This window comes from Streptomyces sp. SGAir0957 (genome assembly GCF_043523415.1).
Genome location: NZ_CP027292.1, coordinates 193,722 through 208,178, shown reverse-complemented (window position 1 = coordinate 208,178; position 14,457 = coordinate 193,722). Strand labels below are relative to the sequence as shown.

Sequence of the window (14,457 nt, the reverse complement as noted above, 5' to 3'; positions counted from 1 at the left end):
CGTCCACTTCGGTAATGTTGACCTCATGCTCCTTCGCCCCAGATACGACGGCCTGACAATCCGCCGAGCTGAAGACGAAGAATGCGTGAAGGTCGGCTTGGACTACGGTGTGGAAATCAAGCCGGGGCGCCTGTTTCTACTGGGGCGCGACCTGACGAGTTTCGTTGTTTCCGCGCCTCCGCAATGGCACGAGGATGACGGCGCAATGGATGACCCTTCGTGGTTCGGCCAAATGCGGGGAACGCGCTGAGGACTGGGTGGGAGGCTCCTTATAAGGAGCCTCCCTTCTTCTTTTCGTTTCCCTCGTCAGAGCTGATCCGACAAGCGCCGGCCGCTACCGTCATCTCGCACTCCCTGCTCTCACCGGCACCCCTGACGGCGCCGTCCGCGCTGGTCAACGAGCGAGCCGCCGGGAAGGGGCGGCCGGGGCCGGCTGCACGCACGCGGCGGCTGCTGGAAGCACGCCATGCGTGATCCGCTCCGGGCCTCCTTCACAAAGTGCGGTGGAGGACTTCGCGATCCGCTTCGAGGATGTCGATCAAAGTCGCGTCGTCGTCGGGCAGTTCCCGGCCCAGCCGCTGCGCCAGCAGCCGGTACAGGCGCACCGACCTGTCCTCGCCATCGGCAGCGAGAAGCGTGGACCACAAGGGATCCTCGGCCGCAGTGCCGCGCTCGACCAGGACCAGAACCTCCAGACGTTCCTGCTGATCGAGCCCCGCGAGCTGACGCATGCCGGTACGGGTCTGGATGTCCTGCCAGGACGTGGGCCGCTGTTCACGCGCAGCCTTGCGCAGCGCACCCCGCACCGCGGGGGCGAACCGGCGTGCCGTGGCCGCACGAGCATCGACCAGGGCCTGCTGCGCGGCCTGGACCGCCTGGCGCTCCCGTTCCTCCTGCATCCGGGCAAGCTCGAGAGCGAGCGCCGCGCGTTCCTCCTCCGCGCGCTCTCGCGCACGCTGGTCGGCGTCCAGGCGCTGCTGCCGCTCCGCTTGCTCAGCGATCCGGCGAGCAGCCTCCTGGCGTTCGCGTTCGGCACGCTCCTGCTGCTCCGCAGCGCGCAGCCGGGAACGGCAGTCGGCAACGATGCTGCGTTCCTCGTCGGTGGCGTCCGCGTAGCGAAGGAGTTGCTGGGCCCGGCCGAGCAGGTCGCGGCTGGGCAGACGCTGAAGCAGCTCCAGAACCTGCTCACGTTCTTGTGCCCACTGCTGTTGCCAGGCCTGTCCGCGGCGCAGGGCTATGTGCAACCGCGGCGCGTCGAGTGAGTCCGGATCCCGCGCCAGCATCCGGCGGATGTCCTCCATGGCCGGGACCACCCGTGCAGGGTCCTCACGCAACGCCTTGTCGAAGCGGAGCAGTACTTGCGGTGCGCTGTCGGCGGCCGCCGGCCTGGCACCGGAGCCGGAGGACCTGACGGTCACGACGGTCCGCTGCGGTGATGACGCCGCCCGTTGCCGCGGGGGCGCAGGGGCGGTCACGGCGACGGTGGGACGGGCCGTGGTGAGCAGGCCTTCCTCGGTCAGGACGACATCGCGGGTGTTCTGCCACACGGTGCCCTTGACGGGGACTTCGGTACCGAACTGCATCGCGCGGCCGCCGCCTTCACGGTCGGCGAAGCGCACACGGTGCACGTAACCGCGCTCGGCCAGCACGTGCGCAGAGACCCGGACGCCAGGGCCCAGGATGGTCTCGAACATCTGCGGATCGAACGTGACCGGGCGACTGCGGTCCAGGTGCACCAGGATGCTGCGGCCGTCACCGAGGCGGGCCAGCACCGCAGATCCCAGAGGGTCGGGGTAGCTGAACTCGGCCGAAAGTTCCTGGGTGCGGAGCCAGGACGCCAGGTGTGCCTTGGCGAAGAGATGGTCAGCGCTGTCCTTGCCGCGTTCGGTACGCGCACACCGGCTGGCCCCGTCACTGGTCCCGATGTGGGCGAAGTGGCAGATCTTGTCCGTGCAGCGGCGGGTGGTGAGCCGCCGACCGCAGCCGCCCTCGAACATCGTGCCGCACCAGATGGTGGCATCCGCGTGCTCAAGGCGAAAAGCGTCCAGCTCGTCCGGCGTCTCCGGACACAGGGCTGGTTCATCGGAGTCCGGACTACCGAAAACCGCGGTACGGATCAAACGCCTGTCCACAGCACCCCCCACGAGTGACCATCAGGTAACACACACGCCATTGTGCTCGCCACCACTGACACTCAAGCCTGCCTCCACCTACGGCAATTGGGCGACTATCTATTGCGCGGTCAATTCTCGGAGGTATGTGCCGAACTCGAAGGCCGCCATTGCGAGCGATGGCAGAGACGGTCGCTCTTCGGGCGCACGGGCCTGACACCGACAGTGTCGTGGAATACAGCGAAGTCACCGGTCGCTCCTCGCGTGTACAGGCCGGGCACCGGGCCACGGCCTGCCACCACGGTGGATTCCGGTTGCTCGCGTAAGGGCCGCACCTTCACGACCTGGGCTTCTGGAAACCCTTTCCCGTTTCGTATCCGGCTACGGAGCGCCAGCGGGTTGCTCCGCTGGGGCGGGCCGGGCGCGCGGCGTTCGGTCAGAACGGCGGTGGCGCGTCTGCTGGTGCGGACAGTCGGTCCCAGGGGTTGTTGCCGGGCTGCGTGCGGTGCTGGGGTTGGGAGGGGATCGCGGGTGCCGGGCGTGGTGCAGGGGCGTTCTGCGAGTCACGGGTGCCACGGCCTTGTGGGTGTTCGTTGAACCAGGCCAGGCCTCCGATGTCGAGATTATGGCGGGCCCGAGTGACGGCTACGTATGCCAGTCGTGCTTCGCCTCGCGGGATGGAGCCTGGCCGCCCGAGGGCGTCCTCTTCGGGGGCGAGGAAGTCTTCCCCGATGCGGACCGAGGCCCATTCGCGGCCTTTGGCCTTGTGGGCGGTGGAGACGGTGACGTCGGCTGCGTCTTCGGAGCCGAGCCGGTCGACGGCTTGCAGGATGGCGCTGGTGCCGAGTTCGTCGACAAGGTCGACCCAGGGCAGCAGGTCGGCGCCGGCGGGGTCGTTCTCGGCGTAGTCCTGGACCTCGCCCCAGGTACGGAAGAGGAAAAGTTCCGGGTGCCGGGTGCCGCGGCCGTTCTTGAGGTCCTCGGCGGCGGTGGCAAGGCTGCGCAGGGCGCTGCTTCCGCCGGCCATGGCGACGCGGCGGCCCGCGTCGAGCTGGTGGAGGACTTCGGCCATGGCGCCGCCGTTGGTGCGGCACAGAACGGCGGCGGGGCGTTCCAGGGGTGCGAGGCGTGTGGGGGTGGGTTCGTGGCCGCGCAGGCGCAGGTGGGATCCGGTCACGGCGAGCCAGCGGTTGGCTTCGGTGGCGAGGTCCGGGCCGAAGCGGAAGGACTGGCTGAGGGTGATGTGGGTGCCGTCGAAGCCGGTCATGATGTCGCGGGCGCCGCGCCAGCCGTAGATCTGCTGTGCGCTGTCGCCGACCAGCACGATCTGGGCGTGGGCGCGCTGCACGTTGAGGACGTACTCCAGGGCGCGGTTGGTGTCCTGGGCTTCGTCGAGAAGGATGTAGTCGGCTGCGATGTGCGGGTCGGTGAGCTGCCAGACCTTGAGGTAGTGGTCGTGTTCGACCCTGAGCTTGTCGCCGCGGGGGTCGCGGACGTCGTCCCAGGCCCGCTGGGCGTAGGGCAGGACGGTGCTGGCCAGTACCATGTGCACGCCGGGGTCTTCCGCACCGCGCTGGACGGGGACGTGCTTGGGCAGGAGTTCTTTGTCGGCCGACTGGGAGAAGACCAGGACGGTCTGCTTGGCGATGTAGGCCAGGCTGGTGTGCTCGAAGACGCGTTCGCCGACGGTGAGCCCGTGGGTGAGGCCGAGGGCTTCGGCGGTTTTCCAGGCGGGGACGCGGGCGCCGCCGAAGCGGTGACGGTAGCGGTGCCCCACGGCTGCGTAGGCCAGGCCGTGTCCGGTCCGACATTTGACGCGGGCGGGAAAACGCTTTGCCGCAGCTTCTTTGATGGCGCGGTTGAACGTGATGTAAAGGCCTGCGCGGGTGGTGTCGGCGGCGGCGAGCAGTTCCAAGGTGGAGGTTTTCCCGGTGCCGGCCCCCGCCTGGATGACGAGGTTCCTTCCGGTGGCGAACTCGGTTACAGCGCCCTGCTGTTCGTCGGTGGGAGTCAGGTTCGGCAACGGTTGCACTCCAGTCTTCAGCTGCGGGTCGAGTCCGGGACGTCTCTCGCTGGAGGGTGACAGAAGGCACTGACAGGGCCCTTTGCAAGATTCGTACATGCGGCTCGACTTCGAACCTGAACTGCAGAATCTGGCCGATACATGTCCGGCGAAACGTTCCCCCCGCATTCCAAGTGATGACGCGAGGAATGAAGGTTCGAGACCATCTGGCGCTCCGCAGCGGACCTTTCTAGCCTGATGTTATGGCGAACGGGGTGTGGCACACCGGCTATCGCATCAAGATCGAGCTGACTCACGCGGACCTCGGGCACCCAGGTCGGCCCGGCCTGCTGGACGAGATCACCCAGCCCATCGAGCGGCGCGACCGCGAGTTGCTGCAGTGTCTGCAGCACCACGACACCGGCATCTGCCGGGCCGAGGAAGAAGACCGCTCGCCATGGATGACGATCCGCCGGCGCACCGTCGACGGGGTCACGACGCTGGTGGCCGCGCATCTGCCGGTGCGTACCAAGCCGACGGCGGAGGAGAGCGACAAGCACAAGGCGCTCAAGGAACGGATCGCGAGGGCCGCGCAGCGGCACGGCCTGCCCGCCAAGATCGAGGCCCGCAGCGCAGACGGCAAGGTACGCAGCGACGTCCTGGTGACGGGCAGCGCGGAGCGGATCGGCTGGGAGGCGCAGTACTCGCCGATCACCGCGTCGACGGTCCGGCGGCGCTCAAGTGCGGCAGTGGAACGGGGGATCCTGCCGCTGTGGGTGACCGACAGCGACCGGGCCGCCTTGATCGACCGGGCGCCGTGGGTGAGGGTGGACGACTGGTCCTGGCGTGAGATCGCTTCCAAGCGGGCCATGCTGGTACGTGGCGGGGTGCGTCACCTGCAGGACTGGGCCTGTACACCTGCCGCCGAGCGGCCCTGTCCCATCAACGGCAGCTCGTGCGGAGCGCTGCATGTGCAGTGGGACCTGCCTGTGCTGTGCCTGCCGCCCAAACCGCACACGGCGGTGGACGACCTTGTGGCGGCAAGCGCGGAGGGCCAGTACGTGCCGCTGAAGATCCCCAGCCAGCACAATCCGCGCGCCTCGACACGGCTGTGGGCCCCGGCAGCTGACCGGGACCGCTGGCGCAACATCCTCGGTGAGGACGAGGCGCTGCCCGAAGCGGAACCTTCGGCGGAAGCAGTCCTGACGTTCACGGAAGAAGCGCTGGACTCCACGTGCCGCTACGGCGAAGACACCCGCGTCTTCGACGACCGGCGGCCCCGGCGCGACCACTCCGACGCCTCAGGACTGCATACCTTTCCTGAAGTTCCCCAGCGGATCTTCCGCATCCCCCGCAGCCCTCAGCGGCTCTCCGCAAGCCCAGAGCAACGAACAGCTGCAGCACAGCACTACGGCTGTGCTGTCTGGCACGTTGGCCCCTGCGCCGGCTGTGGGGCACCGATCCACCGGTACGGTCCTGGCTCCGCCCATGCTTGCCGCGACTGCCGCAATCGTGTTCGCTAAGACGGCCGTTGCCGATCGTCTTACCGACGGAGAGGCGTCCGGCTAATCTTCCGGCATGGAAGATACGCGTGGCGCGGTGAATGTCATTCTCAAGGGACCAGCTGACAGGTTCGATGATGCTCTCGCTGTGATTCAGGCGGCCGGCATCTTTGCGAAACGGGACGAGTACGAGCGTGAGGCCATCTCCGCGTTCTTCCACGACGGCACCGACCGTCCTCCCAAAGAGTTTGTCGACCGGTGCGAGTCCCAGGTACGCGCTATCGCCGAGGGCACAGGCTTCACCGTAGACCGGACGGCGGTTTGGAGCAGCAATGCCGCTACGCGACAGCTGCCGCATAACCGGCATACGGGGAAGTGGTTGGAGGAGTTCGTGGACAGTGAGACGCCGCTGCATCTGCGCCAAGAGCAGCTGGAACGCCTGGCAGAAGGGTACGGCATCAGCGTGAATGACATCGAGCTGCGAGACTTCGTTCAGCCGCTATCCGATGAGCCAGGAGGCTCATGACGTTGCGCGTCCTGCCCGCCCCTCCCTGCCCGGCCCGGCTGCATTTTTTCGCCGTTGCGACTGCCGACTTGTTCCCTCAGAACCCGCCAGGCCCTGGATACGGTTGAGTTTCTGGGCGCTTTCGGGCGGTCAGCGCTTGCATACTGTGGCGTTCGTACCTAGGACGGAGACCCGTCTGTCACGGGAGTGCGCCCAACGCCCTCGATGCTCTGCTTCAGATCGCGTTCCCTCGCTGTTTCCTTGCCTTCAACAGCGTCCGCTCCCTCGGGATTGTCGCGAACCTGCGAGTCGGACGCGGCCTGTCTGGGGACGTCACGCTGGGCGACGGCATAGGGGTTGCAGTCGGGACAGCGGTGCATCCTTTCGCGCCCGTCAGCGCCGGTGTTCAACACCCATCGCGTATGGAGGTCCGGCCCGTCGCAGTTGCCGCACCACTGCGGTAGCTCCACGGGCGGCTCGGCAGGCGGCGGTGTGGACCCGATGACGGTGTAACGGGTGTCCGCCAGACGGAGATACAGCTCGGCGATCCCCCGGTAGTCACGGGCGAGTTCGAGCTGGCCGTCCCTGAGCCAGGTGAGAGCTTCGGCTGCAAGCTGCTCGGCCGTCGCAAGGTGTTCATTGGCCATGGGCATGAGGAGTGGTCCTCCAGTACAGGCAGGGATGGTTGTTACGGACGGGACTGTCGCAGTCGCCGCAGCAACTGCTCGTGGGGGTCAGGGCGGCCTGGACGAACTGCGACTCGAGGAGGACCGCTCGCGGCGCGCCGCTCCCTGGCAACGCAGAACATGCACCGGGGCCCTCCGGCAGCTGCGGGATCGATCGGCGCCCCGGGATGGAGGCGGCAGCCCTGGGTGCGCGGGCGTGAGAGCTCGCGGGCAATGATGAAGGCCGAGTGCACGAGGTCTGCAACCCGGTCGAACGCCGCATACGGCGAGCGGTACTCGAGCTCTTGCGCCGCCTCGTTCAGCGATGTCCGGGTGGCCATGAGCGTGGCGTGTGAATAGGGCGGATCAGGAACGGCCCACAACGTCGCTTTGATCTCTCCGGTGGTCTTCACCCCAGGCCGGTTGATCCGTCGGTGGGTATTGCAGATGAGACAGGTGCCCCAGCCCGCGGGCGCTTCGGTGTCTCGGGGGCCGCCCGGGTGCCGCTCGCATCCGGACAGATTCCGCGGGAGAACCAGGTTGCGGGCCGTCAGGAAGAGGTCCCACAGAGCGTCGGCGACGTCCTCATACTCCGTGGGGTCGGCAGGGTCCGGCAGATTGCAGACGCGGTCGTCGACGCTGGGCAGTTTGTTGTACAGCTCCCGCATCAGACGAGGCCGTCCTGTCGGAACCCTGAATGACGAGTCCTGCTCCCATCCCATAGCGGAAAATTCTAGGCCGCCGTGAGCACGCAGGAGCACCAAAGACCTCTTTTCGCTCAGGTGTTATAGCCGCGGCACAGTCGGACGTGCAGTTCCCGGTGCGAGCAACCAAGATCCATCTGAGCGTCGATGACCGATCCAGATCGTTCACTCAACACACTGTCAGAAAATGTTCAAAAACGATCATTCGATGGGTTTATCAGGAGGGCTATAAGGTCTTTCTTCCTGCCGGTCCCGCAGCAGTCCTCTCGCCCACTATGGCGATCTTGATGAGATACGGCGGGGTGGCCTCGGCCGCTGGGCCAAGATTCGCGCTCTGCCTCCGCTATGCCGCGAAACCGACAGTGGTCACATGCTCGTAGCGGCCCCACGAAGACCCCAGGTCGACCATGTGAGCCACCCAAGCGGCATCGAGGGCCTGCTCGTCGTCGTCGGCCCAGGCCTGCACGAGGTTGTCCCAGTGCCGGACGTTGAGGGTGCGGTGCTCGATGACGCGTTGCTGGGGGCGGGGGACCTGAGACTGGTTGAGCGGGTGTATCTCTACGCGGGTGCCGCGTCCGGAGCGGTTGAGGCGGGCGGCCAGGTGCCGGGCAACGTTCTGGCGCCGCACCTGCTGGTAGGCCTCCTCGATCCGCGTCAGGTTCGCCTTCGACGGAACACGCCGTCCGTCGAGCCAGGCCTGGACGGTGCGGTCGGTGGCGGTGAGGCCGGCGGCCCGGGCGGCGGTGCGGGCCCGTTCGGAGCGGGTGAGGTAGTGCAGGCGGGCCAGCAGTCCGCGGCGCTGGATGATGGGGGTGGCGATGAACCCGGCCAGGGCATCGAGCTGACGGGCGACGGCTTGGTGGCCCTTGATGCCGCGGGCCCCGAACTTCCCGAACTCCAGGTTGCGTGCGGGCATCAGGCGACCACCTTTTCGGCGAGGAGTTCTTGGGCTCGGTGGCGGGCGCACACGTGGCGCTCCGGCAGGGCCGGACGCCCGCACGGTTCCTGGGCGCTGCCGCCCGAGCAGGTCGGGGGCGTCGTGTCGGCGGCCGGTGCCGCGGCGGGGGCCGGGATCACGGCGCGGGAGTGTGTCCGCTCGCGGCAGTGCTTGCACAGCCCGTCCTCGAGGGCCGGGCCGATCACCACGATGTGGGCACCGCAGTCGCCGCAGAACCCGCGCGGCACGGCTTCGAGGACCGGTTGGTCGCCTGTCACCACCGCAGTGGTGGTGGGCGGGTGGGCGATGACGTGGTCCAGTTCGCACACAGTGCAGCGGCCCGAGCGGTTGGGGCGGGTGCCGTGCTCGGGGCACAGGCCGGCCGCGATGCGCTCCTCGCGCTGGCGGGCGGCGCGCTTGTCCTGCAGGGCCTCTTCGCAGATCTCGCAGGCGGCGCCGGTACGCCAGATCACCCCGGACTCGCAGTCCTGGTAGCCGCAGCCCCACCGGGGCAGCGCCACCCCCAGCAGCCAGCGGCCCGCGTCACCGATGTCGCAGGTCATCGTGTTGGCCATCCGGGTGTCCAGGCGGTAGTACAGCCGCTCCGGAGCCGTGCCCGCCTTCAGCTGGCGGCCCACCTCTCGTGCCACCTTCCGCGCCACGAACGTGTTCACCTGCGCCAGCAGCATGTGGACCGGCTCCAGGACGGCGTAGATCTTCGCGCTCATCGCCAGCTGCGGGCCGGTGTACTGGGAGGCGGGAGACGGCTTCGAGCTGCTGTTGCGTTTGGTCGGCGTGGAGGGGGAGGAGGGGCTTGGCACACCCGCGCGAAGCGCGAGACCACCCTCGCCCACCCCAGCCGCGCTTTCGTCACCGGCCGGGTTTTCCACAGGCTCAGGCGCCTTACCCACCTGTACTTCGCCTGCGGCGGGTGACCCCAGTCCGCGTTCGTTCTCAGGTGAGTCAATCCAGTGGTCTTCCTTATACGCGAGGGATCCCTCACCAACAGGGGAACCCGATCCCTCACCAACTTGGGAACTGCCCACCTCATCTGCCGCACCGTCAACCGTCGCCTCAGTAGCCTCAGCGGGCCCCTCGACAGCGGTCTCAAGGGCCTCGGGGCGGGCCTCAGGAGCAAGGTCGTGCGCCGTGTACACGTTCCGGCCCCGCTCCCCCGCACGCCGCTGCACCGTCAGCCAGCGCGCCGCCTCCACCTCATCCACCACCGCCGCGGCCGCCGTCACCGACAACGCCTGACCAGCCCTCTTGCCCGAGTGATGCCGCAGATGCCACGCGAGCTCCGCCTCGGTCACCGCGATCCCCCGCGCCTGCGCATACGCGATCAGCGCATACACGCGCAGCTGCCGCGGCGTGAGGTCCTCCGCGGCCGCCACCGGCAGGATCACGAACGCCTCCTCCCGCGCCATCTCCCGCACCCTGCGCATCGCCGAGTGACCGCTGCCGCCCGGCAGCGTCCGGCGCACCGAGAACACCTCCGCCACCCCGTCCGGCACCGCCCCGTACAACTCCGTCAGGCCCCGCTCCACGGATGCGGGCGACAGGCCCAGATATCCGGCGATCGTCTCCGTACGCGCCTCACACCCCTGCGGCCGCGCCGCCAAAGCCTTCACCTTCACGTACACCGACAACGCCACGTCCTGATAGAACGGCGACCACACCAGACGCATCGGCACCCGCACCCGCTGCCGACGCACCGGCCGATCCCCAGCGAGCGCCCGACCTGCGACACCGGCACCAGGCTTCCCCGAACTGTCCACGCACGCGGCATTCTTCGCCGCCACGACGCTCATCGGACCGACCCAACGCACTGCTTTGCAAGATCCATGCGAGGACCCTGCACCAGGTTGCCTGTGGACAATTCTGCGCAGCCGGACGCCTCCGACCAGCGGGCAACGGCCTGCTCGAGGCTTCCGTGGAACCGGGCGCGACGGCCCCGCAGGAACGCGGCGAGCAGCGTCGCGTGGCCACGCAGCACGAGGAGACGTGTGGCGGCGACGTGATCGTGACTATCGGAAGCAAACTCGTAAAACGGGCGTGCGAACTGCGTCACGCTCGCCGTGCGATTCCGGCCAAACGTATGGAAACGGGCAAAACTCGGCTTTTCATGCGCCACGACATCGGGCACTATGGCAACGAGCCTTTCAACTTCATGGCAGCACCGACCCCGCTCAGCGGGACGGCGCAGCGGATGAACGAGGAAGGGAGCCCGCTCCGGGAGGAGCGGGCGGCCAGATGAACCAGGGGCGACTCCGTTTCTTGGTTGATCTGGTGCGCAACTAGGCGCTGCGCGGCTGTGGTGGCCGTGGTTAGCGGCCGTGGGTTGTGCTGTGGCCCTGATGAGGGGCCGTTTGGGAAACAGCGGCTTGATGAGCCGCGGCTCAGGACCGGGTGCAACCGGACTTGAGCGGCCGTCGCGGGTGGTTAGTCCGCGGCGGTGGACGGGCCGAGCGTGGCCAGCGGATGGTTAGTCCGCCTGTGACGCGCGCGGCCGGTGGCGGTTACGTCACCCCGACCCCCTTGATTCCGAGGCTGGCGTCGGCATGCCCGAATCGGGGCCGGCCGCGTCGGGGTACTGCTCGGCCAGGCGCCGCAACAGGTGCAGGTAGGCCGCACGATGCGGACGTCGCGGGTAGGTCTCGCCCAGCTCCCAGCGAGTCACGGCGAGCCGCTTCACGCCAAGCGCTTCGGCGACCTCCTGCTGGGTCAGCCCGGCCGCACGGCGCAACTGTCCCCGCACGTGGGGCGGGGGCAGCCTGTCGTCCAGCAGGGCGTCGACTCGCCGCAGGGAATCCGCGTCGGACATGACCCCACCCTTCCATGATCGAGTAATTCCTGAAAGATACACGATCAGAAGCTCCTTGGCGATCAACTACCGATACGCCGATAGGGTCCTGTTCATGCTGGCCCTCTTCGACCTGGACAACACCCTGATCAACCGCGGCGTCGCCGTCACCGAAGCCATCACCGGCCTGTGCGACGACTACGACTACGGACCGGTCATTCAGGACTGGCTGCACACGCGCCTCGCCGACCGGGCCAACCCCGCCGACTTCACCCAACTCGTCGTGCAACACAACCTGCACGACGACCCAGTCCGCTTGTGGCAAAACTACGTCGACCGCGTCGCGGCGGCCGTCACCTGCCGCCCGGGCGTCCTCGAGGGGCTCGCTCAACTGCGCACCCACGGCTGGACGATCGGTATCGTCACCAATGGTGCTTCCGACATCCAGCGCGCCAAACTGACCACGACCGGCCTCACCGACCTGGTCGACGGTGTAGCCGTCTCCGGCGACGTCGAGATCCGCAAACCCGACCGGCGTCTCTTCGAACTCGCCGCCGCACGCTGCGGCGCCCTCCTTACAGACGGAGGCTGGATGATCGGCGACAACCCGGCCGGCGACATCGGCGGCGGCCATACAGCGGGCCTGCACACCATCTGGCTGTGCGGCCGACCCTGGCTCGACGAGCTCCCCGCCGCGGACCACGTCGTCGACGACGTCACCGACGCCATCGCCATCCTGCTCAACGAGAGGCACTAGCACTGTGGACCAGCCAACCGTCGGCATCCTCCACCCCGGCAGCATGGGCGCCGCCGTTGCCGCCTGCGCGACACGCAACGCCGCTGATGTCCTGTGGTGCGAAGCAGGCCGCAGCCCCGCCTCCGCACAGCGCGCCGACTTGGCCGGCCTCACCCCGGTCGCCACCCTGGACGAACTGCTGGACACCAGCGACATCGTGATCAGCCTCTGCCCGCCGGCCGCCGCCGAAGACCTTGCCCACGAGGTCGCCGAACACCGCTTCACCGGGGTGTATGTAGAGGCAAACGCCATCAACCCGGAGCGCTCCCAGCGGATCGCCGCCTTGCTCGAACCGACCGCGACCGTCGTTGACGGCGGCGTCGTCGGCTCCCCGCCCACCGGCGGCAAAACGCCGACGCTGTACCTGTCCGGCCCCGTACACGCCACCACCGCCGTGGAGAAGCTTTTCATCGGCGCGGACGTGCACACAAAGGTCCTGGGGGGTGAGGTGGGGCAGGCCTCCGCGCTGAAGCTGTCGTACGCCGCGTTCCAGAAGGCCTCTCGCGTCTTGGTCGCGCTCTCCACTGGTCTGGCCCGCCACCACGGCGTCGACCAGGAGCTACTGGCCGTTGCAGCCAAGCGCCAGGATTCGTACCTGTCCGAGCCTGAGTACGTGGCGAAGGCCGCGGCGCGTGCCTGGCGCTGGGGCCCGGAAATGAACGAGGTCGGCGATGCGCTCGAGGACGCCGGCCTGCCACCGGACCTGCTGCGCGCGGCCGCGGTAACGCTGGCACGGTGGGACGAGGCCAAGGACGACCACAAGCTCACGCTCGCTGACGCCCTGGACCGACTCGCCCAGCCGTAACCCGCGCTCATGCCGACGCCGCTCCCGCCCGCTGCCTCAGCAATTGGTCGATGAGCCGCGCCGCGTACTGCGGTGCCGACGCCGAGGTGTCCACCGTCAGGTCCCAGACCATGCCCGGGTGCGCATCCAGATCCTCGCGGGTCGCGTCCCACGCCGCCAAGCGGGCTGCGGTGTCGCTGTCGCCGCGCCCGGCCGAGCGCTGCTCGGTCACCTCGCGCGGGCACCACAGCAGCACCGCCGACCAGTCGGCCGGGTAGCCGTCGACCAGCGCGCGGACGCCCTCGACCTGCCCGAGGTGTACCACGGGCACGCCAGCCGCGAAGGCGGCGTCGACACCAGGCCGGTCGATCACGTACGTGTTGCCGTACCGGCTGTTCGCGTAGACCACGTCGCCCGCGGCCTCCAGCGCGCGCAATTGCTCCGCCGTACCCATCCGGTAGCCGGCGGCCTTACCCGTACCGGCCTTGAGCCGCGCGAACAGCGCGTAACGCGGGTCCAGGTCGCTGAGCGCGGCGGTGACAGTGTCCTTGCCCGACGCCGGCGGTCCGTACAGAATCACGCCCGGCTGGGTCATTGCGACATCACCCCGATCGCCTGCCGCGCCTGGTCGGCCAGTGAGATAGCCGTGCCGAGCCGGTTGTCGACCACCAGATGCGGTACGACCGGGCGTAGATCCACGTCGATCGTGGTCAGGTACTCGTGCCAGCGCTCGAGCTTCCAGGCGTCCCGCGCGGCACCGCGGTGGGAGATGTACTCGTGCATCGACTCCACATCACACCGCACCCAGATCGGTGCGACATCTACCCCCTGCGCCGCGCACCTGTTGATCAGCCGCTGCATCCACTCCTCATTGGTGAGTTCCGCAATGAACGGAGCCGTCACCACCGTGGAAATGCCGCAGTTGACGTTCGCGTACACGGCCTGCATGAGCGCCGCGTACTCCGCCGGGCGGACCTTCTCGCGATAGAGGTCCGTGTGCCGGTCGTGCGCCTGCGAGCCCAGTGACACCAGGAGCGGCTCGACCAGGGGCCGCGTCAATGGATCCTTATCCACCAACGGCCAGCCGGTCAGCTGGGTCAAAAAACGCGCGAACTCGGTCTTCCCGCTGCCCGCGAACCCGCCGACGAGTACGACACACGGCTTGTGCGGGTCACCGCCGGTGCGCCGACGCTTCCACGCCTCCATCACCCGCTGCTGCCAGCCGTAGCTGTCGAACCCACCCCCGTCCGCGATCCGCGTCAGCGCCCGCTCCACAGCGATCACGTGCGAGCCATTGCGCTGCTCCGGCAATGGCGTCACCCCGAACTGGGCGGTCTCCTCACCCGGCAACGCCGGACGAAATCCCAGCGAGGGCTCCGTGGCCCGGTACAGCAGGCAGTACACCCGGCGGTACGGAGGACCGGGGTAGCTCTCCCCCGTCTCGTGCATGCTGAGCGTCTGCGGATTCGCCGCTGGCACCTCCAGCCGGGCCTGCTCCGCGACTAGGCGAAGCCGCTCACCAGCCTCTTCGAGCGTCAGACCGTGCGCTTCGCGATGCTCACGCAGCCTGTCCGGACGCCACCCTGCACGCCGTCGTCCCACCCCTTGATCCTCCGTATGCACCATGCTCCGGACTCTAAGCGCGAGG

Annotated in this window: 15 protein-coding genes; 6 read left to right on the top strand and 9 right to left on the bottom strand. The window is 68.2% G+C overall.

Annotated elements, in window-relative coordinates:
* The first annotated feature begins 25 nt into the window (after window positions 1-25).
* Complete coding sequence (locus tag C1N81_RS05250) at window positions 26-250, top strand: hypothetical protein (RefSeq protein ID WP_394427254.1); 225 nt, start codon at window positions 26-28, stop codon at window positions 248-250.
* 241 nt (window positions 251-491) lie between these two features.
* Here C1N81_RS05250 and C1N81_RS05245 read toward each other — a convergent pair whose 3' ends face one another.
* Together C1N81_RS05245 and C1N81_RS05240 are read right to left on the bottom strand one after the other, a co-directional pair.
* Window positions 492-2,120, bottom strand: coding sequence for a competence protein CoiA family protein (locus C1N81_RS05245; protein WP_394427252.1), 1,629 nt, complete (start codon window positions 2,118-2,120; stop codon window positions 492-494).
* A gap of 427 nt (window positions 2,121-2,547) precedes the next feature.
* Window positions 2,548-4,134 (bottom strand): UvrD-helicase domain-containing protein, encoded by a 1,587-nt coding sequence (locus C1N81_RS05240; RefSeq protein WP_394427250.1) that lies wholly within the window; start codon window positions 4,132-4,134, stop codon window positions 2,548-2,550.
* Window positions 4,135-4,376: 242 nt separating this feature from the next.
* Between C1N81_RS05240 and C1N81_RS05235 the strand changes: the two genes are divergently transcribed.
* On the top strand, window positions 4,377-5,636 hold the full coding sequence (locus C1N81_RS05235) for a competence protein CoiA family protein (protein ID WP_394427248.1): 1,260 nt from the start codon (window positions 4,377-4,379) through the stop codon (window positions 5,634-5,636).
* Between the two features lie 55 nt (window positions 5,637-5,691).
* Window positions 5,692-6,141 carry a hypothetical protein gene (locus C1N81_RS05230; protein ID WP_394427247.1) on the top strand — a complete coding sequence of 150 codons (450 nt, stop codon included), beginning with the start codon at window positions 5,692-5,694 and terminating at the stop codon, window positions 6,139-6,141.
* 158 nt (window positions 6,142-6,299) lie between these two features.
* On the opposite strand, the gene C1N81_RS05225 is transcribed toward C1N81_RS05230, so the two are convergent.
* The 4 genes from C1N81_RS05225 to C1N81_RS05210 all read right to left on the bottom strand — a co-directional run bounded on the left by C1N81_RS05225 (window position 6,300) and on the right by C1N81_RS05210 (window position 10,237).
* Window positions 6,300-6,773, bottom strand: a complete 474-nt coding sequence (locus C1N81_RS05225) for a hypothetical protein (protein ID WP_394427245.1) — start codon at window positions 6,771-6,773, stop codon at window positions 6,300-6,302.
* 35 nt (window positions 6,774-6,808) lie between these two features.
* Window positions 6,809-7,453 (bottom strand): hypothetical protein, encoded by a 645-nt coding sequence (locus tag C1N81_RS05220; protein WP_394427243.1) that lies wholly within the window; start codon window positions 7,451-7,453, stop codon window positions 6,809-6,811.
* Between the two features lie 379 nt (window positions 7,454-7,832).
* Window positions 7,833-8,405 carry a transcriptional regulator gene (locus C1N81_RS05215; RefSeq protein WP_394427241.1) on the bottom strand — a complete coding sequence of 191 codons (573 nt, stop codon included), beginning with the start codon at window positions 8,403-8,405 and terminating at the stop codon, window positions 7,833-7,835.
* Window positions 8,405-10,237: a hypothetical protein gene (locus C1N81_RS05210; RefSeq protein WP_394427240.1), complete on the bottom strand. Its 1,833-nt coding sequence runs from the start codon at window positions 10,235-10,237 to the stop codon at window positions 8,405-8,407. Before C1N81_RS05210 ends, C1N81_RS05215 begins: the two co-directional genes overlap by 1 nt.
* Before the next feature lie 170 nt (window positions 10,238-10,407).
* Here C1N81_RS05210 and C1N81_RS05205 point away from each other — a divergent pair, with 170 nt between their 5' ends.
* On the top strand, window positions 10,408-10,683 hold the full coding sequence (locus C1N81_RS05205) for a hypothetical protein (RefSeq protein ID WP_394427238.1): 276 nt from the start codon (window positions 10,408-10,410) through the stop codon (window positions 10,681-10,683).
* 267 nt (window positions 10,684-10,950) lie between these two features.
* Here the strand turns inward: C1N81_RS05205 and C1N81_RS05200 are convergent, their stop codons facing one another.
* Window positions 10,951-11,250, bottom strand: coding sequence for a helix-turn-helix domain-containing protein (locus tag C1N81_RS05200; protein ID WP_394427236.1), 300 nt, complete (start codon window positions 11,248-11,250; stop codon window positions 10,951-10,953).
* A 94-nt stretch (window positions 11,251-11,344) separates the two neighbouring features.
* On the opposite strand from C1N81_RS05200, the gene C1N81_RS05195 reads away from it, so the two are divergent.
* Window positions 11,345-11,986, top strand: coding sequence for an HAD family hydrolase (locus C1N81_RS05195; protein WP_394427234.1), 642 nt, complete (start codon window positions 11,345-11,347; stop codon window positions 11,984-11,986).
* Between the two features lie 4 nt (window positions 11,987-11,990).
* Entirely contained in the window at window positions 11,991-12,830 is an 840-nt protein-coding gene (locus tag C1N81_RS05190; protein ID WP_394427233.1) for an NAD(P)-dependent oxidoreductase, read from the top strand.
* A 7-nt stretch (window positions 12,831-12,837) separates the two neighbouring features.
* Here the strand turns inward: C1N81_RS05190 and C1N81_RS05185 are convergent, their stop codons facing one another.
* Window positions 12,838-13,404, bottom strand: coding sequence for a phosphotransferase-like protein (locus C1N81_RS05185; RefSeq protein ID WP_394427231.1), 567 nt, complete (start codon window positions 13,402-13,404; stop codon window positions 12,838-12,840).
* Window positions 13,401-14,435, bottom strand: a complete 1,035-nt coding sequence (locus tag C1N81_RS05180; protein WP_394427229.1) for an AAA family ATPase — start codon at window positions 14,433-14,435, stop codon at window positions 13,401-13,403. Before C1N81_RS05180 ends, C1N81_RS05185 begins: the two co-directional genes overlap by 4 nt.
* Between the last annotated feature and the right edge of the window lie 22 nt (window positions 14,436-14,457).